Origin of the sequence: Nonomuraea sp. NPDC050663 (genome assembly GCF_044456985.1) — a bacterium.
Taxonomy (GTDB): Bacteria; Actinomycetota; Actinomycetes; order Streptosporangiales; family Streptosporangiaceae; genus Nonomuraea.
The window spans coordinates 284,649-310,765 of sequence record NZ_JBITGL010000007.1 but is presented as its reverse complement, the minus strand read 5'-3'; the positions used below and the strand labels follow the sequence as shown (position 1 = coordinate 310,765).

General features: G+C 73.4%; 22 protein-coding genes. 6 read left to right on the top strand and 16 right to left on the bottom strand.

The window, feature by feature from the left end:
- Positions 1-25 precede the first annotated feature (25 nt).
- A complete protein-coding gene (locus tag ACIBH1_RS24135; protein ID WP_397316145.1) occupies positions 26-571 on the top strand; it encodes a flavin reductase family protein in 546 nt (181 codons plus the stop codon).
- The gene (locus tag ACIBH1_RS24130) at positions 568-1,065 is read left to right on the top strand and encodes a winged helix-turn-helix transcriptional regulator (protein WP_397316144.1); all 498 of its coding nucleotides are present in this window, start codon (positions 568-570) and stop codon (positions 1,063-1,065) included. The genes ACIBH1_RS24135 and ACIBH1_RS24130 overlap by 4 nt, the downstream gene beginning before the upstream one ends.
- Before the next feature lie 62 nt (positions 1,066-1,127).
- Here ACIBH1_RS24130 and ACIBH1_RS24125 read toward each other — a convergent pair whose 3' ends face one another.
- Both ACIBH1_RS24125 and ACIBH1_RS24120 read right to left on the bottom strand, forming a co-directional pair.
- Complete coding sequence (locus tag ACIBH1_RS24125) at positions 1,128-3,074, bottom strand: multicopper oxidase family protein (protein ID WP_397316143.1); 1,947 nt, start codon at positions 3,072-3,074, stop codon at positions 1,128-1,130.
- A complete protein-coding gene (locus tag ACIBH1_RS24120) occupies positions 3,071-3,490 on the bottom strand; it encodes a DUF6220 domain-containing protein (RefSeq protein WP_397316142.1) in 420 nt (139 codons plus the stop codon). Before ACIBH1_RS24120 ends, ACIBH1_RS24125 begins: the two co-directional genes overlap by 4 nt.
- Positions 3,491-3,631: 141 nt before the next feature.
- Here ACIBH1_RS24120 and ACIBH1_RS24115 point away from each other — a divergent pair, with 141 nt between their 5' ends.
- The 3 genes from ACIBH1_RS24115 (at position 3,632) to ACIBH1_RS24105 (ending at position 6,811) form a co-directional block, all read left to right on the top strand.
- On the top strand, positions 3,632-4,867 hold the full coding sequence (locus tag ACIBH1_RS24115; protein ID WP_397316141.1) for a sensor histidine kinase: 1,236 nt from the start codon (positions 3,632-3,634) through the stop codon (positions 4,865-4,867).
- 5 nt (positions 4,868-4,872) lie between these two features.
- On the top strand, positions 4,873-5,538 hold the full coding sequence (locus ACIBH1_RS24110) for a response regulator (RefSeq protein WP_397316309.1): 666 nt from the start codon (positions 4,873-4,875) through the stop codon (positions 5,536-5,538).
- A 61-nt stretch (positions 5,539-5,599) separates the two neighbouring features.
- Positions 5,600-6,811 carry a cytochrome P450 gene (locus tag ACIBH1_RS24105; protein ID WP_397316140.1) on the top strand — a complete coding sequence of 404 codons (1,212 nt, stop codon included), beginning with the start codon at positions 5,600-5,602 and terminating at the stop codon, positions 6,809-6,811.
- Positions 6,812-6,863: 52 nt separating this feature from the next.
- On the opposite strand, the gene ACIBH1_RS24100 is transcribed toward ACIBH1_RS24105, so the two are convergent.
- The 4 genes from ACIBH1_RS24100 to ACIBH1_RS24085 are packed head-to-tail and all read right to left on the bottom strand — an operon-like array spanning position 6,864 to position 10,834.
- Positions 6,864-8,636 (bottom strand): non-ribosomal peptide synthetase, encoded by a 1,773-nt coding sequence (locus ACIBH1_RS24100; protein WP_397316139.1) that lies wholly within the window; start codon positions 8,634-8,636, stop codon positions 6,864-6,866.
- 29 nt (positions 8,637-8,665) lie between these two features.
- A complete protein-coding gene (locus ACIBH1_RS24095) occupies positions 8,666-9,166 on the bottom strand; it encodes a winged helix-turn-helix domain-containing protein (protein ID WP_397316138.1) in 501 nt (166 codons plus the stop codon).
- Between the two features lie 47 nt (positions 9,167-9,213).
- Positions 9,214-10,605 carry a cation:proton antiporter gene (locus ACIBH1_RS24090; RefSeq protein WP_397316137.1) on the bottom strand — a complete coding sequence of 464 codons (1,392 nt, stop codon included), beginning with the start codon at positions 10,603-10,605 and terminating at the stop codon, positions 9,214-9,216.
- A 4-nt stretch (positions 10,606-10,609) separates the two neighbouring features.
- Positions 10,610-10,834, bottom strand: coding sequence for an MbtH family protein (locus ACIBH1_RS24085; RefSeq protein WP_397316136.1), 225 nt, complete (start codon positions 10,832-10,834; stop codon positions 10,610-10,612).
- 597 nt (positions 10,835-11,431) lie between these two features.
- Between ACIBH1_RS24085 and ACIBH1_RS24080 the strand changes: the two genes are divergently transcribed.
- Positions 11,432-12,313: an alpha/beta fold hydrolase gene (locus ACIBH1_RS24080; RefSeq protein ID WP_397316135.1), complete on the top strand. Its 882-nt coding sequence runs from the start codon at positions 11,432-11,434 to the stop codon at positions 12,311-12,313.
- A gap of 141 nt (positions 12,314-12,454) precedes the next feature.
- On the opposite strand, the gene ACIBH1_RS24075 is transcribed toward ACIBH1_RS24080, so the two are convergent.
- The 10 genes from ACIBH1_RS24075 to ACIBH1_RS24030 form a co-directional block, all read right to left on the bottom strand.
- Entirely contained in the window at positions 12,455-13,495 is a 1,041-nt protein-coding gene (locus ACIBH1_RS24075; RefSeq protein ID WP_397316134.1) for an SDR family oxidoreductase, read from the bottom strand.
- The gene (locus ACIBH1_RS24070) at positions 13,492-19,620 is read right to left on the bottom strand and encodes an SDR family NAD(P)-dependent oxidoreductase (RefSeq protein WP_397316133.1); all 6,129 of its coding nucleotides are present in this window, start codon (positions 19,618-19,620) and stop codon (positions 13,492-13,494) included. The genes ACIBH1_RS24075 and ACIBH1_RS24070 overlap by 4 nt, the downstream gene beginning before the upstream one ends.
- Entirely contained in the window at positions 19,620-21,194 is a 1,575-nt protein-coding gene (locus ACIBH1_RS24065; RefSeq protein WP_397316132.1) for an acyltransferase domain-containing protein, read from the bottom strand. Before ACIBH1_RS24065 ends, ACIBH1_RS24070 begins: the two co-directional genes overlap by 1 nt.
- Positions 21,191-21,430: an acyl carrier protein gene (locus ACIBH1_RS24060; protein ID WP_181609620.1), complete on the bottom strand. Its 240-nt coding sequence runs from the start codon at positions 21,428-21,430 to the stop codon at positions 21,191-21,193. Before ACIBH1_RS24060 ends, ACIBH1_RS24065 begins: the two co-directional genes overlap by 4 nt.
- On the bottom strand, positions 21,423-22,442 hold the full coding sequence (locus ACIBH1_RS24055) for a beta-ketoacyl-ACP synthase III (protein WP_397316131.1): 1,020 nt from the start codon (positions 22,440-22,442) through the stop codon (positions 21,423-21,425). The genes ACIBH1_RS24060 and ACIBH1_RS24055 overlap by 8 nt, the downstream gene beginning before the upstream one ends.
- Positions 22,443-22,595: 153 nt before the next feature.
- The gene (locus ACIBH1_RS24050) at positions 22,596-23,171 is read right to left on the bottom strand and encodes a 4'-phosphopantetheinyl transferase superfamily protein (protein WP_397316130.1); all 576 of its coding nucleotides are present in this window, start codon (positions 23,169-23,171) and stop codon (positions 22,596-22,598) included.
- A gap of 6 nt (positions 23,172-23,177) precedes the next feature.
- The gene (locus ACIBH1_RS24045; RefSeq protein ID WP_397316129.1) at positions 23,178-23,432 is read right to left on the bottom strand and encodes a hypothetical protein; all 255 of its coding nucleotides are present in this window, start codon (positions 23,430-23,432) and stop codon (positions 23,178-23,180) included.
- Entirely contained in the window at positions 23,425-24,288 is an 864-nt protein-coding gene (locus tag ACIBH1_RS24040; protein ID WP_397316128.1) for an alpha/beta fold hydrolase, read from the bottom strand. The genes ACIBH1_RS24045 and ACIBH1_RS24040 overlap by 8 nt, the downstream gene beginning before the upstream one ends.
- A gap of 6 nt (positions 24,289-24,294) precedes the next feature.
- Entirely contained in the window at positions 24,295-25,278 is a 984-nt protein-coding gene (locus ACIBH1_RS24035) for an NAD(P)H-dependent flavin oxidoreductase (protein WP_397316127.1), read from the bottom strand.
- Entirely contained in the window at positions 25,278-26,105 is an 828-nt protein-coding gene (locus ACIBH1_RS24030; RefSeq protein WP_397316126.1) for a hypothetical protein, read from the bottom strand. The genes ACIBH1_RS24035 and ACIBH1_RS24030 overlap by 1 nt, the downstream gene beginning before the upstream one ends.
- Between the last annotated feature and the right edge of the window lie 12 nt (positions 26,106-26,117).

Below are 26,117 nucleotides of genomic sequence, written 5' to 3'. Positions count from 1 at the left end.
CCGGCCAGCGAGGAGGTAGCCGCCCATGCCGGACTCCGTGACCACCGCGATCGCGCGGGCGCCCGTCGACGCCGCGCGGTTCCGTTCCCTCATGACGACCCATCCGGCCGGGGTCGCCATCGTGACGACGGCGACCGCCGACGGCGAGCCCTGGGGCATGACCGTCTCGTCGATCTGCAGCGTCTCCCTGTGCCCGCCCACCCTGCTGGTGTGCCTGCGCTCCGGGAGCCCGACGCTCGCGGCGCTCCTGGAGGTGTCGGCGTTCGCCGTCAACCTCCTGCACGACCGGGCCGCGCCCGCGGCCAGGCTGTTCGCCTCCGGCGCCGCCGACCGGTTCGACCAGGTGGAGTGGGTCCGGGAGCCGGAGTCGGGGGTGCCGCTGCTGATCGAGGACGCCCACACCATCGCCGACTGCCGGCTCAGCGGGACGATGCCGGTCGGCGACCACGTCGTGGTCTTCGGCGAGGTGACCGGCGTGGCGGCCCCGTCGATGCGGGCGCCGCGGCCGCTGTTGTACGGCATGCGCAGGTACTGGTCGCTGGCGGCCGGACCCGAGGCACGGCCCGCGTGAAGAGCCCCGGGGCGGTGGTCGCCGGTCCGCGCGTGCCCGACTGCCCGCTGGCCCGCACGGTCGAGACGGTCGGGGCCTGGTGGACGCTGGAGATCCTGCACGAAATCTTCGACGGCCGCGCGGGCTTCGAGGAGATCCGGGCCAACCTCGCCACCCCCGCCGGCGTGCTGCTGGAGCGGCTGGCCCAGCTGATGGCCAGGGGGCTGCTCGAACCCGCCGCCGGCGCCCCCGACCCCGAGGGCCGGTCCTACCGGCTGACCGCCCTGGGCCGGTCGCTGCGCCCGCTCATCGTGGTGCTGGCCGCGTGGGGCAACCACCGGCTGCCGCCCGAGGAGCGCAGCCTCGTCCTCGTCGACCGGCGCACCGGGGTGGCGGTCGACCCGGTCGTGGTCGACCGGGCGAGCGGGCTGCCGGTCGACACCGGCGACTACGTCTTCGCCCGCGGCCCGATGGCGAGCGAGGCGATCACCGCCCGCTACCCGGCGATCCCCTGACGACCCTGAGGCGCCGGCCTTCGCGGCCGGCGCCTCGGCGTTGCCGGGGGCCGCACGAGTCGTCAGTGGCCGTGTCCCGCTCCTGCCGTGTGCGTGCCGTCGAAGGGCGTGGTGACGCCGTCGTAGCGCAGCTGCAGCATCATGCCCTGGTGGGCGTGCGGCAGGTTGTGGCAGTGGTTCATCCACACCCCCGGGTTCGCGGCGCGGAAGGCGACCTCCCACACCTCCCCCGGCCGCACGTCGAACGTGTCGACCCACAGCGGGCTGCCCGTGGACGGCCTGCCGTCCACGGACAGGATCAGCACCGGGTGACCGTGCAGGTGCCACGGGTGCGTCTCCAGGCTCCGGTTGACCACGGTGAACCTGACCACGTCGCCCTCGGCGACCAGCTGGTGCGGGATCGAGGGGTGGCCGCGTCCGTTGACGGTCTGCGCGTAAGCGGGCGCCCCGTCGACCATGGCCAGGCCCCGGTCCAGGACGAGGGTGAAGTGCCGGCCGGCGGGGGCGGTGCGCAACGGCTCGCGGGTCGCGGTGCCGTACGACAGCAGGTCGAGCTCTGGCCAGCCCGAGACGTCCTGCGTCACGGCGCCGGTGGCTCCGGCGGCGGGCCGTACCCACAGGGCGGCCCTGCCGTCGAGCGACAGCGCGACGGGGGCGGCGGGCATGACGAACACGAGGTCGTGGCGGCCTCCGGCGGCCAGGCGCAGCGTCTTCTCGCTGACCTCGCCGGGCCGGTGGAGGTCGCGCCCGTCGACGGCGGCCACCGTGAACGGGGCGCCCGCGAGCGCGAACCTGTGCGGGTCGGAGTCGGTGTTGATCAGGCGCAGCCGGACCGGTGACCCGGCGGGGGCGAGGTGCTCGGCCCCTCCGGACAGGACGACGGCGCCGTCGAAGGTGTGGACGGGCAGCGTCAGGTCCAGGTGCGCGGGGCGGGCCTCGTGGCGCGGCTTGACGACGAGCGTGCCGTACAGGCCGCGGCGCACGCCGAGGTGGGAGGCGTGGTGGGTGTGGTACCAGTAGGTGCCCGCCTGGTCGGCGCGGAAGCGGTAGACGAACCTGCCGCCGCGCGCGACGACCTCCTGGGTGACGCCCGCGGCGCCGTCGTTGGCGCAGGGCACGTCGTAGCCGTGCCAGTGCAGGGTCACGCCCTCGTCGATGTCGTGGTTGACGAGCTCGACCTCGATGAGGTCGCCCTGGGTGGCGGTGATCGGCGGGCCTGGCAGGGTGCCGCCGAAGGTCCAGGCGTCGACGGACGGGCCCGCCTCCAGGCGGACCGTCGCCTTCCTGGCGACGAGCGTGTGGGCCCTTCGCACGCCGCCCGGCGCGGGGGTCGAGGGGCCGCGCAGGTCGGTCACGGGTACGGCGGAGCGCCTCGTGTGGGCTCGCCCGCCTCCCAGGTCGATCGCCTCGGCGCGCGGCCAGGCCGACAGGCCGGCACCGGTCCCCGCCGCGCCCGCCACCACCACGCCGCCCGCGACGCCGCCCGCCACCCCGAGGAATCGGCGGCGCGACACCTCGGCCAGGACGGGCGGGACGGGCGGCTCCTCCTCGGGGCGGGCGAGCACGCGCGCGGTCAGCAGCCCGGCCCCGGCCACGAGGGCGACCGCGATGAGCCCGCCGCCCAGTGTCAGGGGGTAACCGACGAGGAACGTCAGCACGAAACCGGCCACCGCGGCGTAGGCGGCGGTGAACACCGCGACCACCCCACGGTTGCCGCGGCCTGCCGAGGGCGCGCGCAGCCGGGGCCACGCGAGGAGCGCGGCGGCGGCCGAGGCGACCACGAGCAGGGGCACGCCCAGCAGCACCTTCTCCTGCACGAACCACCACCCGCGGCCCGCCAGGAACACCACCGCGGCCACCCGCCCCGCCGTCACCAGCAGGGCCGCGACCAGCAGCACGAACGCCGCCCCCGTGCGCCTGAGCGCCATGGTGACGGCCGCCGCGAACCACGTGGCGACCGCCAGCAGCGCGACACCGTGGTCCAGGATGATCAGGGTCCCTGCCGTCATGACACCGGCTGGCGGGGCTTGGCGGGCGTCGCCGCGGCGCCCTGCCGCGAGCGCCGTACCAGGGTCGCGATCACGCCGACGATGGCCAGCGCGTTGACCGCGTGCAGGCCGAAGACGAGGTCGCCGACGGGCGAGCCGTCGCCGAACGCCTTGGCGACCTCCCGGATCAGCGACTGGACCAGCACCAGCCCGACGACCAGGCCCGCCATCCCGATCAGCCGTCCCGGCACGCGCGCGACGGCGCCGGCGACGACGAGCACGACCGACAGGCCCAGGATGGCGTAGCCGAGCATGCGGTGCGGCTGGAAGGCCTCCTCGATCGGCGCCTTGTCGAAGGCTCCGCTGGCGGCCAGGTAGAACTGCGCGATGACGGCGAGCAGCAGCAGGCCCGCCAGGCCGGTGAAGACTCGTTTCATGCCGTCATGGTCGCCGTGGCGTGGTGGGCGGCGCTTCCGGCGACGGGAGTGAGCTCGTACGTAAATACGCGTACGAAAATTCTGACCGGCTACGCCGTGGGGAGTAGGGACCGGCGCGGTCCTGTCCCGTACGATCGGCTCATGGATCTGCGAGCCGAGCCGCGGCGACCGTATCCCTGGTTATCACGGCGGCCGGCCTGGTTCTTCGATGTCCTGCTGGCGCTGTTCGTCACCGTGATCCAGATCGAGAACGTCAACGACCTCGTGACGTTCGCCCCCGCGGCCAGGCCCGTCTCCGACCTGGGCAACGCGGGCTACATCCTGCTGGTGGCGAGCAGCCTGTCGCTGGTGGCCCGTCGCCGCCGGCCCGTCGCGGTGTTCGCCGTCACGGCCGGGACCAGCCTGGTCTACTTCGGGCTCGGCTTCCCCGACCAGCTGTCGTCGATCAGCCTCTTCGTCGCCCTCTACACCCTGGCCGCCTACGGCGACGGGCGCAGGTCGCTGATGATCGCCGGCGCCGGGATCACCGTGCTGGCCGCCGGCTGGCTGCTGGCGGCGGCCGACGTCGAACCACGGGTCGCCCTGGGCTGGGTCTTCTTCCGCATCGGCGCGTCGGTGATCAGCACCACGCTCGGCGAGTCGGTGCGCTCGCGCCGCGTCATCGCGGCCGACGCCCAGGAGCGCGCCGAGCTGGCCGAGCGCTCGCGCGAGGAGGAGACCAGGGCGCGGGTCGACGCCGAGCGGCTGCGGATCGCCCGCGAGGTCCACGACACCGTCGCCCACGCCATCGCCATCATCAACGTGCAGTCGGGCGTCACCGCGCACGTGCTCGACAAGCGGCCCGAGCAGGCACGCGAGGCCCTGCGCACCATCGAGCAGACCAGCTCGCGCGCCCTGCGGGAGATGCGGGCCATCCTGGGGGTGCTGTGCGACGCCGACGAGCGCCAGCCGTACCCGGGCCTCGACCAGATCGGCGAGCTGACCGACAAGGCCCGCCACGCCGGGCTGGAGATCACGGTCGAGCAGACGCCGCCGGTGACGCCGCTGCCGAGCGCGGTCGGCAGCGCCGCCTACCGCATCGTGCAGGAGTCGATCACCAACGTCGTGCGTCACGCCGGTCCCACGCGGGTCAGGGTGGTGCTCGAACCGACCGTCGACGACCTGCGGATCCGGGTCATCGACGCGGGCAGGCGCGGCCCCGCCGCGGCCCGCGCGGACCTCGACGCCGCCGGCACGCCGTCGTCGGGGCGCGGGATCATCGGCATGCGCGAACGGTGCAGGCTGCTCGGCGGCGAGCTCGCCGCCGGGTCGCGGCCCGGCGGCGGCTTCGAGGTCAGCGCGCGCCTGCCGCTCTCGCCGGTAGGGTCGCGCTCGTGACGCCCATGACCCCGATCAAGGTGCTCCTGGCCGACGACGAACGGCTCGTCCGTTCCGGCTTCAAGGTGCTGCTCGACCTGGAAGACGACATCACGGTGGTCGGCGAGGCCACCAACGGCGCCGAGGCCGTCGAGCAGGCCCGCGCCACCCGGCCCGACGTCGTCCTCATGGACATCCGCATGCCGCGCCTCGACGGCATCCGCGCCACCGGCCAGATCGTCGAGACCCCCGGGCTCGAACAGGTCAAGGTACTGATCCTGAGCACCTACGACACCGACGAGAACGTCTTCGAGGCCCTGCAGGCGGGCGCGAGCGGCTTCATGCTCAAGGACGCGGGACCCGCCGAGCTGCTGCACGCCATCCGCGTCATCGCCGCCGGCGACGCGCTGCTCGCGCCCCGCGTCACCCGGCGCCTCATCAGCCAGTTCACCGCCCAGCGCCGGGCGGCCAAGTCGGGCCAGGACCGGCTGGCGGTGCTGACCGAGCGCGAGCGGGAGGTGCTCGCGCTGGTCGGGCAGGGGCTGAGCAACGACGAGATCGGGGCGGCGCTGTTCCTCAGCCCGGCCACGGCGCGCACGCACGTCAGCCGCACGATGGGCAAGCTGGGCGCGCGCGACCGGGCGCAGCTGGTCGTGATCGCCTACCAGACGGGGCTGTGCGACGTGTCCTGACGGCGGAAAGGATCCGGCAAGACTTCCGGGCCGGGCCGGGCCCGGCTGTCACGATCGGAGCATGAGCCGGCCCACTCTTGGCGCGCGCTGCCTGGATCTCACCGATCCGGCCACCTTCGTCGACAACGACATCCACGAGTTCTGGCGCGAGGTGCGCGCCGAACGCCCGGTCTTCTGGCACGAGCCCACGGGAGAGAGCCCCGGATTCTGGGCGGTCGCCCGCTACGCCGACGTCCAGGCCCTCTACCACCACGAGGCGCTCAGCTCCGAGCGGGGCAACATCCTCGACGTCGTGCTGCGCGGCGACGACTCGGCCGGCGGCAGCATGCTGGCCGTCACCGACGACCCGCGCCACCGGCCGCTGCGCAACCTCGTCTGGAGCGCGTTCACTCCGCGGGTGCTCGGCGAGGTGGTCGAGAAGGTACGGCGGCGCGCCGAGGAGCTGGTCTCCGGGGTCGCGGGGACGGGCACGTTCGACTTCGCCACGCAGGTCGCCGAGCAGATCCCCATGCACACGATCTGCGACCTGCTGTCGATCCCGCACGCCGACCGCGCCGACCTGCTGCGGTGGAACAAGATGGCGCTCTCGTCTGTCCACGCCGACAGCGACGAGCTCGACGCGCTCAGCGCCCGCAACGAGATCGTCCTGTACTTCATGGAGCTGGCGCAGGAACGGCGCGACGCCCCCGGCGACGACGTGGTCAGCATGCTCGCCACCAGCCGCGTCGAGGGACGCCTCCTCACGGTCGAGGAGCTGGCCGTCAACTGCTACAGCCTCATCCTCGGCGGCGACGAGACCTCGCGGGTCTCGGCGATCTGCGCGGTGCTGGCGCTGATCGACAACCCCGGCCAGTGGCAGGCCCTGCGGGCGGGCCAGGTGCCGGTGGAGGCGGCGGTGGAGGAGGTCCTGCGCTGGGCGACGCCCGGCATCCACCTGGCCCGCACCGCCGTACGGGACCTCGAGATCGGCGGGCGGCCGGTGCGCGCCGGCGACATCGTCACGCTCTGGAACGTGTCGGCGAACAACGACGAGAGCGTCTTCGACGAGCCACGCAGGTTCCTGCTGTCGCGCTCGCCGAACAAGCACCTGTCGTTCGGGCACGGGCCGCACTACTGCCTGGGCGCCTTCCTGGCCAGGGCGGAGCTGAAGGCGCTGCTGTCGGCCCTGGCCGGCGGGGTGGCGCGGATGGAGTTGCGCGGCACGCCCCGGCCGATCTACTCCACGTTCCTGAACGGCTACGAGAGCCTGCCGGTGAGCTTCGCCGGCCGCTGAAGGACGGGGCCGCGGACCTCCCCGGAGAATCCGCGGCCCCGCTCGCCGCGCCTCAGACGTGCTCGGCGCGCTCCATGATCTGGGCCAGCTCGGCCAGCGTCTCGGCCGCGAACATCGAGCGCATCGGCACCACCACGCCCAGCTCCTTGCGCATGCGGCTGGCCAGCTTGGCGGCCAGCACCGAGTGGCCGCCCAGGTCGAAGAAGTTGTCGCCGGGGCTCACCTCGCCGACCTTCAGCGTCTCCCTGACCATGCCGCACAGGATCTGCTCGTAGCTCCGCGCTCCGTCCGCCTGGGCCGCGGCGCCGGGTTCGGGCGTCCAGGCACGGGAACGCCTGGCCCGCTCCGCGAGCTCCTTGCGGTCGATCTTGCCGTTGGGCAGGGTCGGCAGGCGGTCGAGCACGAACACGGCGGAGGGCACCATGTGCCCGGGGAGCGTGGCGCGCGTGTGCTCGCGCAGCTCGGCCTCGGTGACAGTCTCCCGCGCCGCCGGGCTGACGAAGGCGACGATGTGCTGCGTGGGCACGTCGTCGCCGCCGACGGCCGCCACCGCGATGTCGACGGCCGGGTGGCTCTCCAGGCGCGTCTCGATCTCGCCGAGCTCGATGCGGAAGCCCCTGACCTTCACCTGGTCGTCGATGCGGCCGGTGAAGTAGAGCGCGCCGCCCTCGCGCCTGCCCTTGTCGCCCGAGCGGTACATCCTGCTGCCCGGCGGGCCGTACGGGTCGGCGACGAAGCGGGAGGCGGTCAGGGCGGGACGGTTCAGGTAGCCGCGCGCCACGCCGGTCCCGGCGAGGTACAGCTCGCCCTCGCCGCCGTCACGCAGGTCGCGCAGGCCCTGGTCGAGCACGTACACGGCGCCGCCGTCCCAGGGCGTGCCGATGGTGACCTCCTCCTGCACGCCCTCGATCGGGCCGCCGATCGAGGCGCCGACCGTCACCTCGGTCGGGCCGTAGGCGTTGTAGAGCCGCCTGCCCTTGGACCATTCGGCGGCCAGGGAGCGTGTGCACACGTCGCCGGTGGAGGTGATCGTGCCCCCGAGCAGCAGCCCCTCGCTCTCGGTGACGCCCAGCGCGACCGGCGGCAGCACGGCGTGGTTGACGTCGTGCCTGAGCAGGGTCTCGCGCAGCGACTCGCCCGGCATGAGGGCGTCCTGGCCGGCCATCACCAGGGTCGCGCCGTTCAGCAGGGCCAGGGTGACGTCCCAGAACCAGGCGTCGAAGCTGAAGGAGGCCCACTGGAGCACGCGGTCGCCGGGGCCGACGCCGTACAGCCGTTCCTGGGTGGCGACCAGGTCGGCGACCCCGGCATGGCTGAGCGCCACCCCCTTCGGGACGCCGGTCGAACCCGAGGTGTAGATCACGTACATGAGGTGGCCGGTCAGCAGCGGCGCCAGGCGCTCGCCCTGGGTGACGTCACCGCCGCTCTCGCTCGCGCACCGCCGCTCGGTGCCGGGATGGTCGAGCACGATCTCCGGCACGTCCAGGGCCAGCGAGGTGACGTCGGCCGTGCGCAGCAGCAGGACCGGCCGGGCGTCCACGGCCATGTGCGCCAGCCGCTCGGCCGGGTAGGCCGGATCCAGCGGCAGGTAGGCGCCGCCGGCCTTCAGGACGGCCAGCACCGCGACGATCAGCCGCTCCGAGCGCGGCACCGCGACGGCGACCAGCGAGTCGGGTCCCACGCCCGCCGCGACCAGCAGCCTGGCCAGCCGGTTGGCCCGGGCGTTGAGTTCCGCGTAGCCGACGACGTTCTCGCCGAAGACGACCGCCGGGGCGTCGCCCGAGGCGGCGACCCTGGATTCGAAGAGGTCCGGGACCGTCCTCATCGCTGCCATCCTTTCCTGAGTCTTTCGCGCTAGATGGGCTCGACGACGAAACCGCGGCCCCACACGTTGCGCACCGCCAGGCCGACCAGCTGCAGGCGGCGGCGCAGGCGCATCACGTGCAGGTCGATCGCGTTGCTGGAGGAGCTGGCGCCGGACCGCTCCAGGATGTCCTTGAGCTCGTTGCGGTAGACCAGCTGGCCGTAGCGGGAGATGAGCGGCGCCAGCATCTCGCACTGCGTCAGGGAGAGGGTGACGGAGGCTTCCCTGAAGTACAGGATGCCCGCCGGGTCCAGCACGGGTTTCTCGTTGAGCACGGCCCGCGCGGCCAGCTGCCGCACGCGGGCCTGCAGATCCTCGGCGACGATCGGGGGGCGGACCCAGTCCTCGTAGATGCTGACCTGTTCCGGCGGGGGCGCGCCGTGCTCGACGATCAGAAGACACAGGTGCTGAAGCGCCTGGCACTCCTCGCGGACCTCGCTCTCCGCGGGCCAGCGAACGAACTTGACCCGGTTCTTCACATCAGCCTTCATTGGGAACTCCCCTGGCTCCTTCGAGATCGAGAAGTAGGCGCCCGGCCCTAGGTCCTCGCGGTGTCGGCGTGCATGACGGTCAGCGGCGCCCGCGTGACGCCGTCGTCGTGGGTGCGTCGCAGAGACCAGCGCACCAGCGGTCCCGTGGCGGCCGTGGTGATCACCGCGACGAGGACCAGGAGCGTGTAGGCCAGCTGGTTGATCAGGTGGGCCTGGTAGCCGATGGTGAGCACCACCAGCTCGGTCACGCCGCGGCAGTTCATGAGGAACCCCACCCGCCAGGCCTGCGCGGACGGCATGCCCGCCAGCCGCACGGCACCGCCCGCCCCTGCCACCTTGGTCACCACGGCGGCCACGAGCACGACGGCGAGCACCAGCCAGCCGACGGGGTCGGCGCCGAGCAGCCCGGCCGAGACCTTCAGCCCGACGCCGGCGAAGAACAGCGGCAGCAGGATGGTCAGCGTGAAGCCCTCCAGCCGCCGCCCCACCCGCTCGACGGCGAGCGAGTCGCGCGGCACCGCGACGCCGAACAGGAAGGCGCCGACGACGGGGTGCAGCTGCAGAGACTGCGTCAGTACGGCGTAGCCGATCGCCCCGGCGATGAGCACCACGGCCAGCGACTGGCTGGAGCCCAGCCGCCGCACGAGCGCGGCCAGCGCCGGTCGCACGCAGAGCGCGGTGACCATGACCAGCGCCGCCGCGAGCAGCAGGACGCGCCAGCCCTGTCCTCCCGCGACCTGCTCGCCCGCGCTCTGCCCGGCGAGCAGGAAGGCGAGCGTCAGCCAGGCCACGCCGTCGCCGATCGCCGCGGCGGAGATCGACAGCGCCCCGACGCCGGTCTTGTCGAGCCCGAGGTCCGACAGGATGCGCGCGAGGACCGGCAGGGCCGTCACCGCCATGGCCAGCCCCACGAAGAGCATGGCCTCCAGCGGCGCGGCCTTCGCTCCCGCCAGCAGGTCGCCGGTGGCGAACACGATCGCCGCCCCTGCCAGCCACGGCAGGATCATGCCTCCGGCCACGGTCGCGGCCACCATGCCCTTGCGCTCGATCCTGTCGGTGCGCAGCTCGCAGCCGAGCAGGAAGACGAAGACGACGAGCCCGAGCTGGGCGGCCTTGTCGAGTCCGTCGATCACCGCGGGCGGGAACAGGAACGTTCCCGCCTGCGGCCACACCGCACCGAGCAGCGACGGCCCGAGCACCAGCCCGCCGACCATCTCGCCGAGCACCGGCGGCTGGCCCAGGCGGCGGGCCAGCGCGGCCAGCCCCTGGCAGACGACCAGGATGAGCGCGACCGCGATGAGGAAGTGGGTGAGGGCGTCGACGGGATGCGCTCCGGTCGTGGCCCACAGGCCGGCCCACAAAGGCGCCGCGCATCCGATGACCGCGAGCCCGGCGCCCACCCCGATGGCCGTCCTGACACGGCGCGAGAGGGAGCTCATCGCCTCACGCGCCGGCCTCGTGGGCGGCCATCGCCTCCCGCAGGCTCCTGGGCCGCATGTCCGTCCATGACCGCTCGATGTGCCCGAGGACCTCGTCGCGTGCGGCCGGGCCGTACACGGCGCGCCAGCCGGCGGGGACGTCGACGCCGTCCGGCCAGAGGGAGTACTGGTCCTCGTCGTTGAGCAGCGCCAGAAAGGCACGGCCGGTGTCCTCGAAAGGATTGGACATGCGTACAACACCCCTTGATGAACGGAACAGTTCCCGAACGTTTCGAGAATGGACAGCGGACAATCCCCCGTTGTGCGGGAATTGAGCTGTGGTTCACCAGGACGCCGCGACGCTGCAGCGCCAGATTCGGCCGACGGCGGCCTTCCTTAATTGACAGCCGCCGGAGCCGAATTCGACCGCCGCCCCCGCTACGTGCCCTGCGTCACGACCGGGTGCGGCACAGTCAGGCTTCTGAACGGGCAGTTCGCCCGGTCGGCGTAACGATCTAGACGCTACCAGCCGGGGACTGAAATACAACAGTTATTTCCGCACGCATCCCTATGCGTTTCGCATCTTGGCGGTGCTGGGAAAATATGCTCGACCTGCGTCCAGACTGGCCGTCATGGCCATGCTCAAGGGTGCCGATCGTCAATACCTGACCTTTTTAGCGGCCAATGTCAAGGGGCGATTCAGGAAATCGGTTCTGTCGACTTCCTGTCGGCGCGGCCAGGTCTGGACCTCGCCCCCTGTATCACGGGTAGAGGCTCTCCAGGCTCTCCCGAGGGGGATCATGCTGCTGTCCAGCGGCCCCGTGGCCTCCGTGGCGTGGCCGGCGTCATGACGACCACGCACACGGTCGCGCGCGCCGACGCGGTGCTGGTGTACGACGTCGACGGGCCGCCGCCTCCGGCCGGGGGACGGCGGCCGCTGTTCATGGTCGGGCAGCACATGGACGCGAGCGGCTTCGCGGAGCTGGCGGCGTGCTTTCCCGAACGGGCCGTGGTCAGGTACGACCCGCGCGGGCGGGGCCGCAGCGTCTGCGGCCGGACCGGCAGCGCGCCGGCCGTCCAGGCGGGGGACGTGCACCAGGTCGTCCAGGCGCTCGGCGGCGGGCCGGTCGACGTGTTCGCCTCCGGGGGCGGCGCAATCACGGCGCTCGCGCTCGTGGCGGCCTTTCCCGCTGACGTGGCGACGCTGGTGGCGCACGAGCCGCCGCTGGCCGCGCTGCTGCCCGACGCCGCGGCGGCCTGGCGGGCGTTCACGGCGTGCATGGAGGTGTACGAGGCCAAGGGCTACGGGGCGGGGATGGCGGCGTTCCTGACGATGGCGGGGTGGCGCGGGGAGTTCACGGAGGAGTACTTCGCGCTGCCGCCGGCCGATCCGGCGCGCTTCGGGCTGCCGGTGGAGGACGACGGGCGGCGCGACGACCCGCTGTTGTCGGACCGTTCGACCGGGGTCGCCGACTTCCGGCCGGACGTGGCGGCGCTGCGGGCGGCGGCGACGCGGGTGGTGGTCGCGGCCGGGGCGGAGTCGGTCGGGGTGTTCACGGGGCGCGCCGCCGTGGCCACCGCGGCGGCGCTGGGGCAGCAGGCGGTGCGCTTCCCCGGCGGGCACCACGGCTTCCGCGGCGCCGCCGCCCCGGCCTTCGCCACGGCCCTGCGCACGGCCCTCGACGGGGGCGGGGGTGACGACCCACCTGACCCTCCGCGAGGCCCGTGACGCGGGACTCGGGACGCTCTGCGCGGCACCCGGCGGCGCGGGGCTTCCGGGGGCGTGGCCCGTCCCGGCGTCGCTCCTGGCCCTGTCCGGGAGCGACGCCGGGTGCGGTCGGCTCCGCCGTGCCCCGCTGTCCCGCGGAGGTCAGCGGACGGCGGTGCCGATCGCCAGGGTGGCCCGCATGTAGTCCACGTCCGCCCGGGGCTCGTCGGGCACGCTCAGCCCCACCGACGCCAGCGACGCCAGGCTGTAGGTCCTGGTGAACCGCCCGTGCCCGAAGATGCCCGGGAAGTCGGCGTGCGCCGCCTCCTGCTCGGGCGTGCGCGCGTCCCCCACCCACGCCGGGATCCCGAGGTGCTCCCCGAGCACCGCCACGAAGTCCGCGAAGGGCGTGGGCGAGGCGGCGGCGATGTTGCAGCTGTGCACCCCGGCCGATCCGAGCCTGCGCACGTACGCCACCATCAGCGCCGCCGCGTGCTCGACCGGGATGATGTTGGTGATGGCCTGCGGGGAGGCGGGGAAGGGCAGCCCCCCGCGCAGGCCGGGGTGGTTGGCCAGGACGAACGCGAGCGCGTCGGCCACCGACTCCACGATGTGGCGGGGCCGCCCCGGGTAGCCGGGGCGGTCGGTGGCCAGGCCGCTGGGCCGCAGGATCGTCGCCTCGTGCCCGTGCTCGGCGGCCCACTCGTGCACCAGGAGTTCGGCGTCGTACTTGGCCCGCTCGTAGGTGTTGTTGAAGCCGTGCGAGTCGTCGAGGTCGCCGTCGCCGACGCATCCGTGGGCGCGGCGCCCGGCGACGGCGACCGTGCTGATGTGCCGCAGCGCGGGCCGCCGTTCGCCGGCGGTGAGCAGGTCGAGCACGTGGCGGGTGCCGCGCACGTTGACCCGCCTGACCTTGGGCGCGTCGGTGGCCAGCGAGGTGTCGCCGGCGCTGTGCCACAGTTCGTCGATCTCGTCGGCCAGGCGCCGGAACTGCGCCTCTTCCAGGCCCAGGAGCGGCTGGGCGACGTCGGAGCGGATCACGGTGATCCGCTCCGACAGGCCGGGGCTGAACCTGTCGAACTCCTCGGCGGCCTGCTCCTGGGTTCGGCGGGCCAGGACGATCAGTCGTTCCTCGGTCTTGGCCAGCTCGGCCGCCAGGTGGAGTCCCAGGAAGCCGGTGGCGCCGGTGATGGCGACGGTCATGCGGAGGCCAGCCTCTCGGAGAGGTAGACCGCGAGCTCTGCCACGGTCTCGTGGGTGCGCAGCACCTTGACCGGCACCCGGACGCCCAGGCTGCGCTCGATCCCGCCGCGCAGCTCCAGGCTCATGAGCGAGTCGACGCCCAGGTCGGTCAGGTTGACGTGCGGATCGACCGTGACGCCCTTGAGGATGCCCTGGAGCAGGGTCAGCAGGTGCCGTTCCAGCTCGGGTGGCGTGGTGCCGACCGGTCCTGCGAGTTCGCCGCCTGCCTCGTCGGCGCGGGCGAGCTCGGACCAGAAGGGTGCGGTGGCGACGGCGGGGATCTCCTTGCGCCAGACCTCGGGTTCGCAGGGCAGGTAGGCCACCCTGGCGCGGTCGTGGCGCAGGAGCCGGTCGATCGCGGCGATGCCGTCGGCGGGGTCGATCATGGTGTAGCCGCGGGCGGCCATGCCGGTGCCCGCGCCGACCTCGGCCCAGGCGCCCCAGGCGATGCTGACGGAGGGCACTCCCCTGGCGCGTTGCCAGGTGGTGAAGCCGTCGAGCCAGGCGTTGGCGGCGCCGTACACGCCCTGGCCCGGCATGCCGAGCAGGCCGGCGCCCGAGGAGAAGTTCAGCCACCAGTCGAGCGGCGTGTCGCCGACGGCCTCGTGCAGCCGCCGGCCGCCCTGGACCTTGGGCCGCCAGACCCGCTCGATGAGCTGGATGTCGGCGTTGAGGAGGGTGGCGTCGGCGACGACGGCCGCGGCGTGGGCGACGCCGGCGAGGCGCAGCCCGCCCGCGGTGGCCGCCTCGACCAGCGCGGCGGCCTGGTCGGCGAGGTCGCCGCGCACGACCTGGACGTCGCATCCGGCGGCGCGTGCGGCGGCGATGGCCTGCTCGGCCTGCGGGGTGGGCGCGGACCTGGCGTTCAGCACGACCCGGCCGGCGCCGTTGCCTGCGAGGTAGCCGAGCAGCTTGAGCCCGATGCCGCCCAGGCCGCCGGTGACGATGTACGACGCGTCGCGTGCCACGGGGCTGTCGGCTCGCCAGGCCTCGACGGGCCCTTCTGGCAGGGTGATGACGAGCTTGCCGAGGTGGTCGGCGGCGGCCATGGTGCGGAAGACGTCGGCCGCCTGCGCCAGCGGGCGCGCGGTGACGGGCAGGGCGCCCAGCTCCCCGTTGTCGAACCGCTCGGCCAGCTCGGACAGGACCCGCCCGAGGTCGGCGGGACGCCGCTGCCCGACCAGGCCGAGGTCGACGCTGGCGAAGGTGATGTTGCGGCGGAACGGCGTCAGCTCGATGCTGTTGTCGGCGTAGATGTCGCGCTTGGTCAGCTCGATGAACCGCCCGCCCACCTTGAGCAGGGCGAGACCGGCACGCTGGGCGGCCCCGGTCAGGGTGTTGAGCACGATGTCGACACCCTCGCCGCCGGTGATCTCGGCGACCTGGCCGGCGAACTCCAGGGTCCGCGAGTCCAGGACGTGCTCGATGCCCTGCTCGCGCAGGTAGGCACGCTTGAGGTCGCTGCCCGCCGTGGCGATGATCCGGGCGCCGAAGGATCTGGCGATGCGGATCGCGGCCTGGCCGACGCCGCCGGTGGCCGAGTGGATGAGCACGGTCTCGCCGAAGGCGATCCTGGCGCAGTGCACCAGCCCGTACCAGGCGGTGGCGTAGACGCTGGGCAGCGCTGCTGCGGTGACGTCGTCGAAGTCGTCGGGCACGGGCATGAGCGCCGTTTCCGGCGCGGTCACGTGCGAGCCGAGGGTGCCGGGCGCGAGCAGGGCGACCCGCCGGCCGGGAGTCACCCAGGTGACTCCCGGCCCGACGCGGACGACGACGCCCGCGCCGTCGGAGCCGAGGGGCACGGGGACCCCGTCGACCGTCTTGTACAGCCCCATGGCGTTGAGGACGTCGGCGTAGTTGAGGCTGGCCGCGCGCATGCGCACCTCGACCTCGCCAGGACCGGGCTCGCGGCGCGAGGCGCCGCGGATCTCGAGGCTGGACAGGTCTCCGGGCGTACGGCAGGCCAGCACGTACTCCTCGGTGGAGGCGATGCGCCTGCGCTCGTCGACGTGGAGCGGCGCGGGCGTGAGCCGGGCGACGAAGCGCCGCTCGCCGCGCAGGGCGACCTCGTCCTCCGGCGTGTCGGCGGCCAGTTCCCTGACGATGGCGGCGGCGTCGGCGCCGCCGTCCAGGTCCAGGTGGGAGACGCGCATCTCGGGGTGCTCGTGCCCGGCCGACTTGATGAGAGCCCGCAGCGCCGACTGCGCCACGGCCTGACCGTCGCCGTCGAGGACCGGCTGGGCGTCGCGGGTGACGAACCAGACCCTGGGCGCGTCGTCGGAGAAGCGGGCGATCACCTCGATCGCCTTCTCCACCAGCACGCGCCCGCGCTCGCCCTGGTCGCCGCGTTCGGGCGCCACCAGGTAGACGACGCCGCCCGGCGTGTCCTCCGCGGCTTCGAGCCCGCTGCGCAGGGCCTCGGCGAGCGGGTCGCCCGGGTCCTCGGCCATGACGGCCCAGCGGCCCGTGCCCGCGGTGTCGGAGGGTTCGGGCAGCGGCGCGGTCTCCTGCCAGGTGACGGCCAGCAGCCGCGAGTCGTCGGGGCCCGGCTCGGCCAGCCTGAGCCCTTCGGCTTCGAGCAGGACGGCGCCGTCCGCGGACAGCAGGCGGAAGCCTGTCAGGCGGGCCGCGCACAGGCCTTCGGAGGGCTGGGCGGCGTGCAGGCGGACGCGGTCGATGCCGACAGGCAGCACGGCCGCGTTGGAGTTCCCGGTGACGAGCGGCGCCGCCGAGGCCTGCAGGCAGGAGTCGAACAGCCCGGGATGGATTTGCAGGTCGTGCCCGACCGACCTGGCCACGGGAGGGACCCTCACCTCGGCGAGTACGCCGCCCTCCGGCTCCCGCGCCAGGCCGGTCAGGCCGCTGAAGGCGGGACCGTGTTCCACTCCCCTGGCCCGCAGTCCCGCGTAGACGGCGTCGGGGTCGAGCGTTTCCGCGTGCGCGGCGCGCAGCCGCCCGATCTCCTCCGCCGCCAGGCCGGACAGCCCGGCGGGAACGGCGGCCTCGTCGAGCACGCGCAGCCGGGCGGTGGCGACGGTCTCCCACTCGCTCTCCAGGACGCGCACGCGGAAGAGGCCGTCGGAGGAGACGCTGGTGCTGATCCTGGTGCGGGCGTCGAGTTCCAGGGCGCGCGGGATGCGCAGGTCGGTGATCTCGATCCGCTCGGCGGGTACGGCGAAGGCGGTGCTGCCCGCGGTGAAGGCCATCTCGACGTATCCGGCCGTCGGGAAGAGCGGGATGCCGTTGACGCGGTGGTCGCCCAGCCACGGCACGGACTCGAGGCCGACGTCGGCGCTCCACCGGTGCCCGTCGGGGGTGTCGGCGTGCGCGCCGAGCAGCGGGTGGCCGCCCCCGGCGCGCCTGCCCGCGCGCGGCACCGGCACCAGGAAACCGGTGTGGTTCCAGGCGGTCGGCGGCGCGTCGGCCAGGGAGCCCTCGGGGTGCCAGGCCGTCAGGTCCAGCTCGGCGCCCGCGCAGTGGGCGGCGGCGATCTGGGCGGGCACGGTCGTCAGCGGGTCCTCGCCGCGCCGCATCGCGCCCAGGGCCGTGGCCTCGGAGCGTCCGGCGTGGGCGCAGATCTCCTCGATGTTCTTGGTGATCAGCGGGTGCGGGGAGAGCTCGACGAACAGCTGGTAGCCGTCGGCGGCGGCGGCCGCCACCCCGTCGGCCAGCTGGACGGGCCTGCGCAGGTTGGCCACCCAGTAGGCGGCGTCGAAGTCGGGTACGGCACGCGGGTCGTCCAGCACGGTGCCGTAGAAGGCGATCGCGGGCCGGCCGGGGTCGAGGTCGGCCAGATTCGCGGCCAGCTCGTCCAGGATGGGGTCCACCTGCGGCGAGTGCGAGGCGACGTCGACGGAGATGCGGCGGACCGGCACGTCGCGGTCCTCCCACAGGTCGATGAGCCTGTCGATCTCGGCGGTGTCGCCCGCCACCACGGTGGTGCCCGGCGAGGAGACGACGGCGACGGTGACGCCGTCGGGCAGGTCGCGCTCGGCCTCGGCGCGGGGCAGTTCGACCGAGGCCATGGCGCCGGCTCCGGCGATCCTGCTCATGAGCCTGGTGCGGCGGCAGATGACCTTGACGCCGTCGGCGGGGGTCAGCGCGCCCGCGACGATGGCGGCGGCGACCTCGCCCATCGACTGCCCGATCACGGCGGCGGGCGTGGCCCCGTGGGAGCGCCAGATCGCGGCCAGGCCGAGCTGCATGACCAGGAGGGTGGGCTGCACCCTGTCGATGCCGGTGACGACCTCCGCGGCCTGGAGGGTCTCGCGCACGGAGAAGCCGGACTCGGCGGCGATCAGCGGTTCGAGCTCGTCGACGACGGCGGCGAACGCGGGCTCGTCCAGCAGGGCCGCGCCCATCCTGGCCCACTGCGCGCCCTGCCCGGAGAAGGCCCAGACCATCGGCTTGGCGCGGGTGGCGGTGCCGGCCGCGGTGCCGATGGCCGAGCCGATCTCCTCGCGCGCGGCGGCGCGCAGCCGGTCGGCCAGTTCGGTCCTGGTGCCGGCGACGACGGCCAGGCGGGCGTTGCGGTGGTCGCGCAGGGCGGCCAGGGTGGCGCCCACGTCGGCCAGCGGCGTGGTGCCGCCGCCGTTCTCCATCCAGTCGGCGATGCGGTGGGCGGTCTCGGCGGCGGCTGCGGCGGTGCTGCCGGAGACGGTGAAGATGCCCTGCGGCCGGGTGCGCGGGCGGCGCACGGCGCGCTCGGGCGCCGATTCGACGATGGCGTGGGCGTTGGTGCCGCCCAGGCCGAAGCTGGAGACGGAGCCCAGCAGGGGTCCCTCGGCCCCGTCGGGCCAGGGGGTGGCGGCGGTGGGGATGAACAGGCCCGTGCCGTCGGGGTCGATCTCGGGGTTCCAGCGGCGGAAGTGCAGGTTCGCCGGAATGGTCCGCGCGCGCATCGCGACCAGGACCTTGAGCAGGCCGGCGACGCCGGAGGCCGACTCGGTGTGGCCGAGGTTGGTCTTGATCGAGCCCAGGGCGCGCGGCACGGGCACGGTGGCGTAGGTGGCCGCCAGGGCGGAGAACTCGATGGGGTCGCCGATCGGCGTGCCGGGACCGTGGGCCTCGATCAGCCGCACGTCCTCCACGTCGATGGAGGCGGCGCTCAGCGCCTGCTCGATGACGTCGCGCTGGGCGACGGGCGAGGGCGCGGTCAGGCCGTTGGAGCGGCCGTCGTGGTTGACGGCGGTCGCGCGGAGCACGCCGAGGATGCGGTCGCCCGCGTCGAGGGCGTCTCCCAGGCGCTTGAGGACGACCACGCCGCAGCCCTCGCTGCGGACGAACCCGTCGGCGTCGGCGTCGAAGGCGCGGCAGCGCCCGCTGGGCGACAGCATGCCCCACTGGGAGAAGGAGACGGCGGTCTTCGGGTCCATGTGCAGGACGGCCGCGCCCGCCAGGGCCACGTCGCACTCGCGGTTGCGCAGGCTCTGCGCGGCCTGGTGCACGGTGACCAGGCCGGTGGAGCAGGCGGTGTCGACGGCCACGACGGGCCCGTGCACGCCGAGCAGGTAGGCGACCCGGCCGGCGCCGACGCTGTGCGTGATGCCGGTGGCCAGGTAGGTGGAGCCGATGTCGCCGGAGTCGGCGAGCCTGACCAGGTAGTCGGCGTGGCAGAAGCCGGCGAACACGCCCGTGCGTCCGCCGCTCAGCCCGCGCGGCCTGATGCCGGCGTGTTCGAGCGCCTCCCAGGCCACTTCGAGGAAGACGCGGTGCTGCGGGTCCATGGCCTCGGCCTCGGACGGGTTGATCCCGAAGTAGCCGGCGTCGAACCCGGCCGGGTCCTCCAGGTAGCCGCCCCAGCGTGACTGGGTGCGGCCGGGCGTGCGCGGCTCCGGGTCGTAGTAGCGGCCGACGTCCCAGCGGGTCGCGGGCACCTCGGTGACCGCGTCGACGCCGTCGAGCAGCAGCTTGGCCAGCGACCCGAACGAGTTCACCCCTCCGGGGAAGCGGCAGCCCGCACCCACGATCGCGATCGGCTCCCCGCGTACGGCTCCCGCGAACGCGGTGAGCTTGCGGTCGAGCTCGGCGCGCCGCTGCTCGCCGAGTTCGGCGATGCGCGTGACCTGGCTCGTGCTCCGTTTCATCACTCCACCCCAGTTCCGATTTCCTTGAGCAGCAGCTCGAACTCGTTGCCGAGGCCGTCTTCGCCGCTGGCGTCACGCCGTCCCGGCACGGGGACGGCGCGGTCCTGCGGCTCGCGCAGGTAGGAGGCGAGCGCCGCCGGAGTGGCGTGCTCGAACAGGGCAGCGGCGGTGAGCCGCGTGCCGGTGGCGGCGCTGAGGCGGCTGGCCAGCCGTACCGCGCCGGCCGAGTCCAGGCCGCACGCCTGGAAGGTGTCGTCGGGGAAGGCGCCCAGGCGCCCGGTGAGGGTGGCGAGTTCGGCGAGCACCAGCGCGAGCAGGTCGCCCGACAGCTCGCCGGAGGGGGTGCGCAGGTCGGCTCCGCCCGCGGGGGCGGACTTCCAGTCGACGGCGACGCCCGCGACGTGGGCCTCGGCCAGGCCTCTCAGGAAGCCGGAGGCGGTGTCCTCGGGGGCGCCGACGACGGGAACCTCGTCGGCGATCGCCTGCTGCATGCCGTAGGCCACCACCGGGGAGGGGCTGACCTCCACGAAGGCGACCGGCTGGGCGAAGGCGGCCGAGCGCAGGACGGAGGTGAACTGCACGGGGGCGCGCAGGCACTGGAACCAGTGGCCGTCGGACAGGCCGTCGATCACGTGGGAGCCGCCCTCCGCGGCGGAGTACAGCGGCGTCTCGGGTGTCCTGCGGGGGAAGCGCAGCGCCATCAGGGGCTCGCGGACCTGCTCGACGCCCTTCCAGTGCACGCCGTACCCGCCGGGCATCAGCTTGCAGGCGATCCGCATCTGGCGCAGCAGCAGGGCCAGGGCCCGCACCTCGCCGTCGGGGCCGGCCACCATGACGACCCTCGGCCCGTTCACGGCCGCCAGCTCGACGCCCTCCACCAGCAGGCCGTTGATCTTCTCCGCGGGCGCGAGCACGGACAGCATGGCGGAGCTGCCGGTGAGCTCGCCGACGGCCGCGCCCATGGTGCGGGTGACCGTGGCGGCCTCGTCCAGGGTGAGCGCGCCGGCCACGTACGCGGCGGCGATCTCGCCGATGCTGTGCCCGATCACGGCGGCGGGCGGCGCCAGGCAGCGCGCCCACATCGCCGCCAGGCCGACCTGCGTGGTGAACAGGGCGGGCAGGTGGATCTCCGGGCGTTGCATGTCGGGGGCGCCGCGCCGGCCGGCGAGCGCGTCGGCGACGCCGCCGCCGAAGAGGTCGAGGGCCTCGCCCGCCGCCGCGCGGAAGTCGGCGTCACCTTCCAGCAGTTCACGGCACATGCCGGGCCGCTGGGCGCCCGCCCCCGAGAAGACCAGGACGGGACGGCGCTCGCCGTCGGCGCGGCCGCGCACCACCAGGGGGTCGGGCCTGCCCTCGGCGAGCGCGGTCAGGCCGGTCAGCCGGGCCGGGCCGCTGGCCAGGATCACCGCGCGCTCGGCGCCCGTGCCGCCCCGGATGTCGAGGCCGGTGCGCAGGACCGCGCGGATCGCGGGCAGCGCGTCGTTCAGCGTCGTGTCGAGTCCTGAGCGCAGGTCGGCCGCGCGGGCGGCCAGGCCCGCGGCGTCCGGGGCGGACAGGACCAGGGGGCCGATCATCCCACCCCCAGGCGCCCGTTGATGAGCCGGAGAGCCTCGTCGACCGTGGTGTCGGCCTGGAAGGCCTCCTCCTCGATCGGGACCGCGAACGCCTCCTCGGCCTGCATCGACAGCTCGACCAGCGCGAGCGAGTCGAGGTCGAGCTCGCGGAAGGTGCTGGTCTCGGCGATGGTCTCGGGACGCGTCTCGGCGATGACCGCGATCAGGGCGATGAAGCGATCTTTGATCTCAGTCATGACAGACCTCCAGTTTGGGCCAGGTGAGCAGGCAGGAACCCCAGGCCAGCCCGCCGCCGAACGCGGTCAGCAGCACCCGGTGGCCCTGCTCGAGCTGACCGGCGGCGGCCGCGTCGGCCAGCGCGATCGGGATGGACGCCGCGGCCGTGTTGCCGACCTCGGCGATGTTGCTGACGCAGCGGTCCGCCGGTATGCCCAGATGGCCCGCGACCGACTCGATGATGCGCATGTTGGCCTGGTGCGGGACCAGCCGGTCCACCTCCGCGCAGCTCAGCCCGGCCCGGCCGAGCACCTCGCGCGAGGAGGCGGACATGCGCTCGACCGCCTGGCGGTAGACGGAGCGGCCGTCCATGGAGAAGAACTCCTCGCCGGCCCGCGGGGGCCGTCCCGACGACCGTTGCCTGGCGCCACCGGCCTCGACCTTGATGAGGTCGCCGCCCGCGCCGTCGCTGCCGAGGTCGAACGGTCCCACGGCGCCCGGCTCGTCAGGATCGCCCGCGCGGAGCACGACCGCGCCCGCGCCGTCGCCGAAGATCGCCGCGTTGGTGCGGTCGCCGGGATCGACGATGGCCGAGTAGGTCTCGGCCGCGACCAGCAGGACCCGCTCGGCGATCCCGGCGCTGATCAGGCCGGCCGCCGTGGCCAGGCCGTAGACGAAGCCGGCGCACGCCGCCGAGACGTCGAAGGCCGGCACGGTGCCCAGGCCGAGCCGTTGCGCGACCTCGGGGGCCGTGGCGGGGCAGAGCCGGTCGGGCGTGGTCGTGGCCAGCACGACGGCGCCGGCCTCACCGCCTCCGATGCCGGCCGATCTCAGTGCCAGGGATCCGGCCGCGACGGCGAGGTCCGAGGTGGACTGCCCGGGGGCCACCCGGTGCCGGCGGCGGATGCCGGTGCGGCGTTCGATCCATTCTGCGGTGGTCGCCAGGCGCCGCTCCAGCTCGTCGTTGCCGACGACCCGTTCCGGGACGACGCGGCCCAGCCCGCACCACACAGCCGTTCGACAGGGTTTCACGCGACATCCTCGGATGCGAAAAGAATGGACGCAATCAGATGTGCAGGAGAGTCATTCACGACTCCTCCTAAAAGGACGCTATCAAGATCGACCAGGAGCGTATACGTGCGAAATTCATTCATGAACGTGAAAAGTGAATTCGGCATTTCCGCGTCAGCGGCGAATGGCGACCGCGAGCGAGAGATCGGGCTCGGAGCGGATCCACACCGGCACCTGCGAGCCGCGGTAGGAGGCGATCAGCACACCGTCCGCCTCGGCCAGCTCGATCCACCAGAACGGGAACTCCTCCAGCGCGCCGCTGGCGTACAGCGCCTTGAACGCCGCCTCCTTGGCCGCGAAGAGCTCGCGCATGGTGTAGTCGCCCACGGGCGGGAGCAACGTCTGCGACTCAAGGCCGCGCAGCACGAATCTGGCCATGCGCGCGGTGATGACCGCGCTCTCGATGTCGACGCCGACCGACGAGGCGCCGGGCACCACCAGGGCGATCGCCAGGCGGTCGGTGTGGGCGATCGAGCCGGGGAAGCCCGGCGGGAATCCAGGACGGCCGTCGGGCTCGCGGGGCACGAAGCGTTTGCGCTCGGCCGCCCCCGCCGCGAACAGGGCGGCGCCGGCCGCCCTACGGCCCGCGTCGAACTGCTCCGGCGGGCCGTAGGGCGGCTGGACCGGTCGCCACACGGTCAGCGTGCCTTCGGCGGCGGCACCGTCGGGGACCTGCGGTCTGACTGCCATGGGCCGTCACTCCGGAAGGGACAGGACGTGACCGGCCAGCGACTCGATCGAGCGCAACGCCTCCGGCCGCACGTCGTCGTCCCACTCGAATCCGAACTCGTCCTCCATGGCCACCAGCAGGGCGACCAGCGCGTGGGACGACACTCCCGCCTGGCGCAGCGAGATGCCGTCGGACACCGTCTCGACGAAGCTGTCACCGCCGTACAGCTGCGCGAGCAGCCCGCGGATGCGCTTGCGTACGGCCGCCTCGCTGTCAGGCACGGGCGTCCACTTCCTCGAAGAACTTGCGGACGATCGCCTGGAATCCCTCGGCGTCGTCGACGAAGGGCACGTGACCGGCCTTCGGCATGATCTCGGCCCGGCCGTCGGGGAAGAGCGCGGCCAGCTCCCTGGCGGCCGTCGGGCCCATCAGGAAGTCGTCGTCGCCGACGACCACCAGCGCCGGCCGCTCCACGCCGGCCAGGATGCCCGGGTCGCCGACGTCCTCCATAGCCCGTTTGAGGCCGTTGACCAGGTCGTCGACGGTCGACAGGGCGGAGAACGCCTCGCGGAAGCCGAGGAAGCCCGGCGTGCCGATGGCCTCGTTCATCTCCGCGCTGAACACCTCTGGGTACATGTGCTCGTACAGGCCCGCGATGCCGTGGCTCTCCAGCGTGCGCAGCCACGCGCGCTGGACCTGGCGCTGGCGCCGCATGCCGCGCGGGCCGAACACCGGGCCCGCCAGCACCACGCCCCTGACCCTGTCGGGGTGGCGCAGCGCGACGTCCCTGGCCAGGATCGTCGAGGTCGAGGCGGCGATCAGGTGGGTCGACTCGATCTCCAGCCCGTCGAGCAGGGCGATCAGGTCGGCCGCGTGCTCCTCCCACGTCGGCTCCGGCCCCACGTGCGAGGACTTGCCGTGGTTGCACAGGTCGTAGCCCACGACCTGGTAGCTGCCGGCCAGCTCCTCGGTGAACACCCGCCACGACGGGCTGGGCAGGAAGAAGGCGTTCAGCAGCGTGATGGGCGTGCCCTCGCCGCGGGTCTCGTAATAGAGCTCCACGCCGTCCCTGACGCGAATGCGCCGGTCCTCGCGGTAGGCCAGATCCAGCTGTGCCAGATTCGCGTAACCCGACATCGCTTCCTATCCTTTCCCTGATTCGACGATTTCCGCGCCCGGAAGGATGCGCGCGAATTGCGCGACGACGTCGGCCGCCGCGAGTTCTCCGAGAATGGCGCCGCACGACAATCCGCAATACAGCGCCATTTCCTCGATCTTGCCGGTGGTGGTGTCGGTCGGCACCGCGGCGCTGAATCTCGGCACCAGGAACGTCTGTCCCTCGACCACCGTGCGGCCGATGAAGTTCTTGGGCTGGTGCGGGTTGCGGGTCACCTCCGTGGCCAGCACCCGGTGCCTGCGCCCCGGCCAGCCGATCTCGTAGACGTCGGTGATGACCGTGTCGCCCTCGTCGGCCGCGCACACCGCCCGCTTGAAGTAGGGATGCGCCCGCGACTCGTAGGTGACCACGAAGGCGGTGCCCAGCATGATGCCGTCGGCCCCGGCGGCCAGGGCCCTGCGCGCCTCGTGCGGCGAGCCGATCCCTCCCGCCGCGACCAGGCAGGCGTCGGGCAGGCGCTCGCGCAGCCCGGCCACCAGCTCGTCACGCTTCGAGTGGCCGAGCAGGTGGCCGCCCGCCTCGATGCCCTGGGCGACCACGACGGCTCCGTATCCCGCCGCGTGCACGCCGTCGGCCACCGTGCCGACCTGGACGACGAGCTTCCTGCCGTCCGCGGCGACACGTTCGAGCACCGCGTCGTCCGGCATGCCGAACAACGACAGGTACACGTGTCCGGGGGTCTCGGCGAGGATCTGGGTCACCTGCCGGTCCAGCTCGTCGGGGCCGACCACCTCCGGGACCAGGTTGAGGCCGACAGGCTTGCCGGTCCCCTCGGCCAGCCGCTCGAGCATCGCCGTCAGCGGCGCGCCGACCAGCTTGTAGCCGCCCGCGCACCCGGCGCCGCCGGCGTTGGACACCGCGCACGCCAGCTCCGTGCCCGAGACGCCGCCCATCCCCGACTGCAGCAGGCTCACCTCGGTGCCGAGGACCGCTGCGACCGTGGTGCGCATCAGAGGAGTCTCTCGACGGCGGACAGCGCGGCCCGCGCGCTGCCGAAGGCCTGCGTCAGGGTGTGCACCCACCGCTCCAGCCCGAAGCCCAGGCAGCTGGTGTGCGCCGTCTCCTGGCCCGCCTGGATGCCCAGCCGGCCGGTGAAGAACTTGCGGTGGTAGTTGGCCGAGCCGATCGCCAGGCCGTTGACGACGAACTCCTCCTTGACGGGGAACTCCCGCTGCGAGGCGTCGTCGTTCTTGAACGCCTCGAAGAACGGGTCGCCCGCGACCTCCAGCCGCATGTCGAGCCCCAGCTCGGCGCCGAAGGCGAGCACGGTCTCGCGGCCGCGCAGGTAGTGCTCCCTGGCCGCCTGGCCGGAGCCCACGCAGACGAACTCGCGCATGGTGAAGCCGAGGACCCGCTGCAGGCCGTCGTACTGGGCCTCGTTGCGGAAGCAGCTCGCCACGGTGGTCCGTACGGTCCCCTCCTCGGGCAGCACCGCGCCCGCGAGGTCGATGTAGACCCAGTAGCAGGCCGCCATCGGCAGGGCGAAGCCGGTGGCTCCCATCACCTCGCCCGGCAGCCGGTCCACCGGCCGCGAGGTCTCGGCCAGCACCGGTCCGAGCCGCTCCGGGTCGAGCTGGGCGACCGACAGGCCGGCCTGCGGGAAGGCGTCGAAGTAGTGGAAGGTGTCGAGGTCGCGGGCGCGCAGCAGCGGCGGGTAGCGGTGCTCGGGGGCGTTCCACATGCCGGCCCAGCGCAGGAAGACGCCTTCGATCGCGCGCAGCAACCGCGTCTGGCTGTCGTCGAGGACTCGCAGGCCGTCATCGGTCAAGGTCGTCATCGGACCACCTCC

What these genes read in the sequence shown, in the direction of transcription:
- ACIBH1_RS24135 (WP_397316145.1), top strand. Translation starts at nt 26, where the DNA reads ATGCCGGACTCCGTGACCACCGCGATCGCGCGGGCGCCCGTCGACGCC.
- ACIBH1_RS24125 (WP_397316143.1), bottom strand. Translation starts at nt 3,074, where the DNA reads ATGACGGCAGGGACCCTGATCATCCTGGACCACGGTGTCGCGCTGCTG.
- ACIBH1_RS24120 (WP_397316142.1), bottom strand. Translation starts at nt 3,490, where the DNA reads ATGAAACGAGTCTTCACCGGCCTGGCGGGCCTGCTGCTGCTCGCCGTC.
- ACIBH1_RS24115 (WP_397316141.1), top strand. Translation starts at nt 3,632, where the DNA reads ATGGATCTGCGAGCCGAGCCGCGGCGACCGTATCCCTGGTTATCACGG.
- ACIBH1_RS24110 (WP_397316309.1), top strand. Translation starts at nt 4,873, where the DNA reads ATGACCCCGATCAAGGTGCTCCTGGCCGACGACGAACGGCTCGTCCGT.
- ACIBH1_RS24105 (WP_397316140.1), top strand. Translation starts at nt 5,600, where the DNA reads ATGAGCCGGCCCACTCTTGGCGCGCGCTGCCTGGATCTCACCGATCCG.
- ACIBH1_RS24100 (WP_397316139.1), bottom strand. Translation starts at nt 8,636, where the DNA reads ATGAGGACGGTCCCGGACCTCTTCGAATCCAGGGTCGCCGCCTCGGGC.
- ACIBH1_RS24095 (WP_397316138.1), bottom strand. Translation starts at nt 9,166, where the DNA reads ATGAAGGCTGATGTGAAGAACCGGGTCAAGTTCGTTCGCTGGCCCGCG.
- ACIBH1_RS24090 (WP_397316137.1), bottom strand. Translation starts at nt 10,605, where the DNA reads ATGAGCTCCCTCTCGCGCCGTGTCAGGACGGCCATCGGGGTGGGCGCC.
- ACIBH1_RS24085 (WP_397316136.1), bottom strand. Translation starts at nt 10,834, where the DNA reads ATGTCCAATCCTTTCGAGGACACCGGCCGTGCCTTTCTGGCGCTGCTC.
- ACIBH1_RS24080 (WP_397316135.1), top strand. Translation starts at nt 11,432, where the DNA reads ATGACGACCACGCACACGGTCGCGCGCGCCGACGCGGTGCTGGTGTAC.
- ACIBH1_RS24075 (WP_397316134.1), bottom strand. Translation starts at nt 13,495, where the DNA reads ATGACCGTCGCCATCACCGGCGCCACCGGCTTCCTGGGACTCCACCTG.
- ACIBH1_RS24070 (WP_397316133.1), bottom strand. Translation starts at nt 19,620, where the DNA reads ATGAAACGGAGCACGAGCCAGGTCACGCGCATCGCCGAACTCGGCGAG.
- ACIBH1_RS24065 (WP_397316132.1), bottom strand. Translation starts at nt 21,194, where the DNA reads ATGATCGGCCCCCTGGTCCTGTCCGCCCCGGACGCCGCGGGCCTGGCC.
- ACIBH1_RS24060 (WP_181609620.1), bottom strand. Translation starts at nt 21,430, where the DNA reads ATGACTGAGATCAAAGATCGCTTCATCGCCCTGATCGCGGTCATCGCC.
- ACIBH1_RS24050 (WP_397316130.1), bottom strand. Translation starts at nt 23,171, where the DNA reads ATGGCAGTCAGACCGCAGGTCCCCGACGGTGCCGCCGCCGAAGGCACG.
- ACIBH1_RS24040 (WP_397316128.1), bottom strand. Translation starts at nt 24,288, where the DNA reads ATGTCGGGTTACGCGAATCTGGCACAGCTGGATCTGGCCTACCGCGAG.
- ACIBH1_RS24035 (WP_397316127.1), bottom strand. Translation starts at nt 25,278, where the DNA reads ATGCGCACCACGGTCGCAGCGGTCCTCGGCACCGAGGTGAGCCTGCTG.
- ACIBH1_RS24030 (WP_397316126.1), bottom strand. Translation starts at nt 26,105, where the DNA reads ATGACGACCTTGACCGATGACGGCCTGCGAGTCCTCGACGACAGCCAG.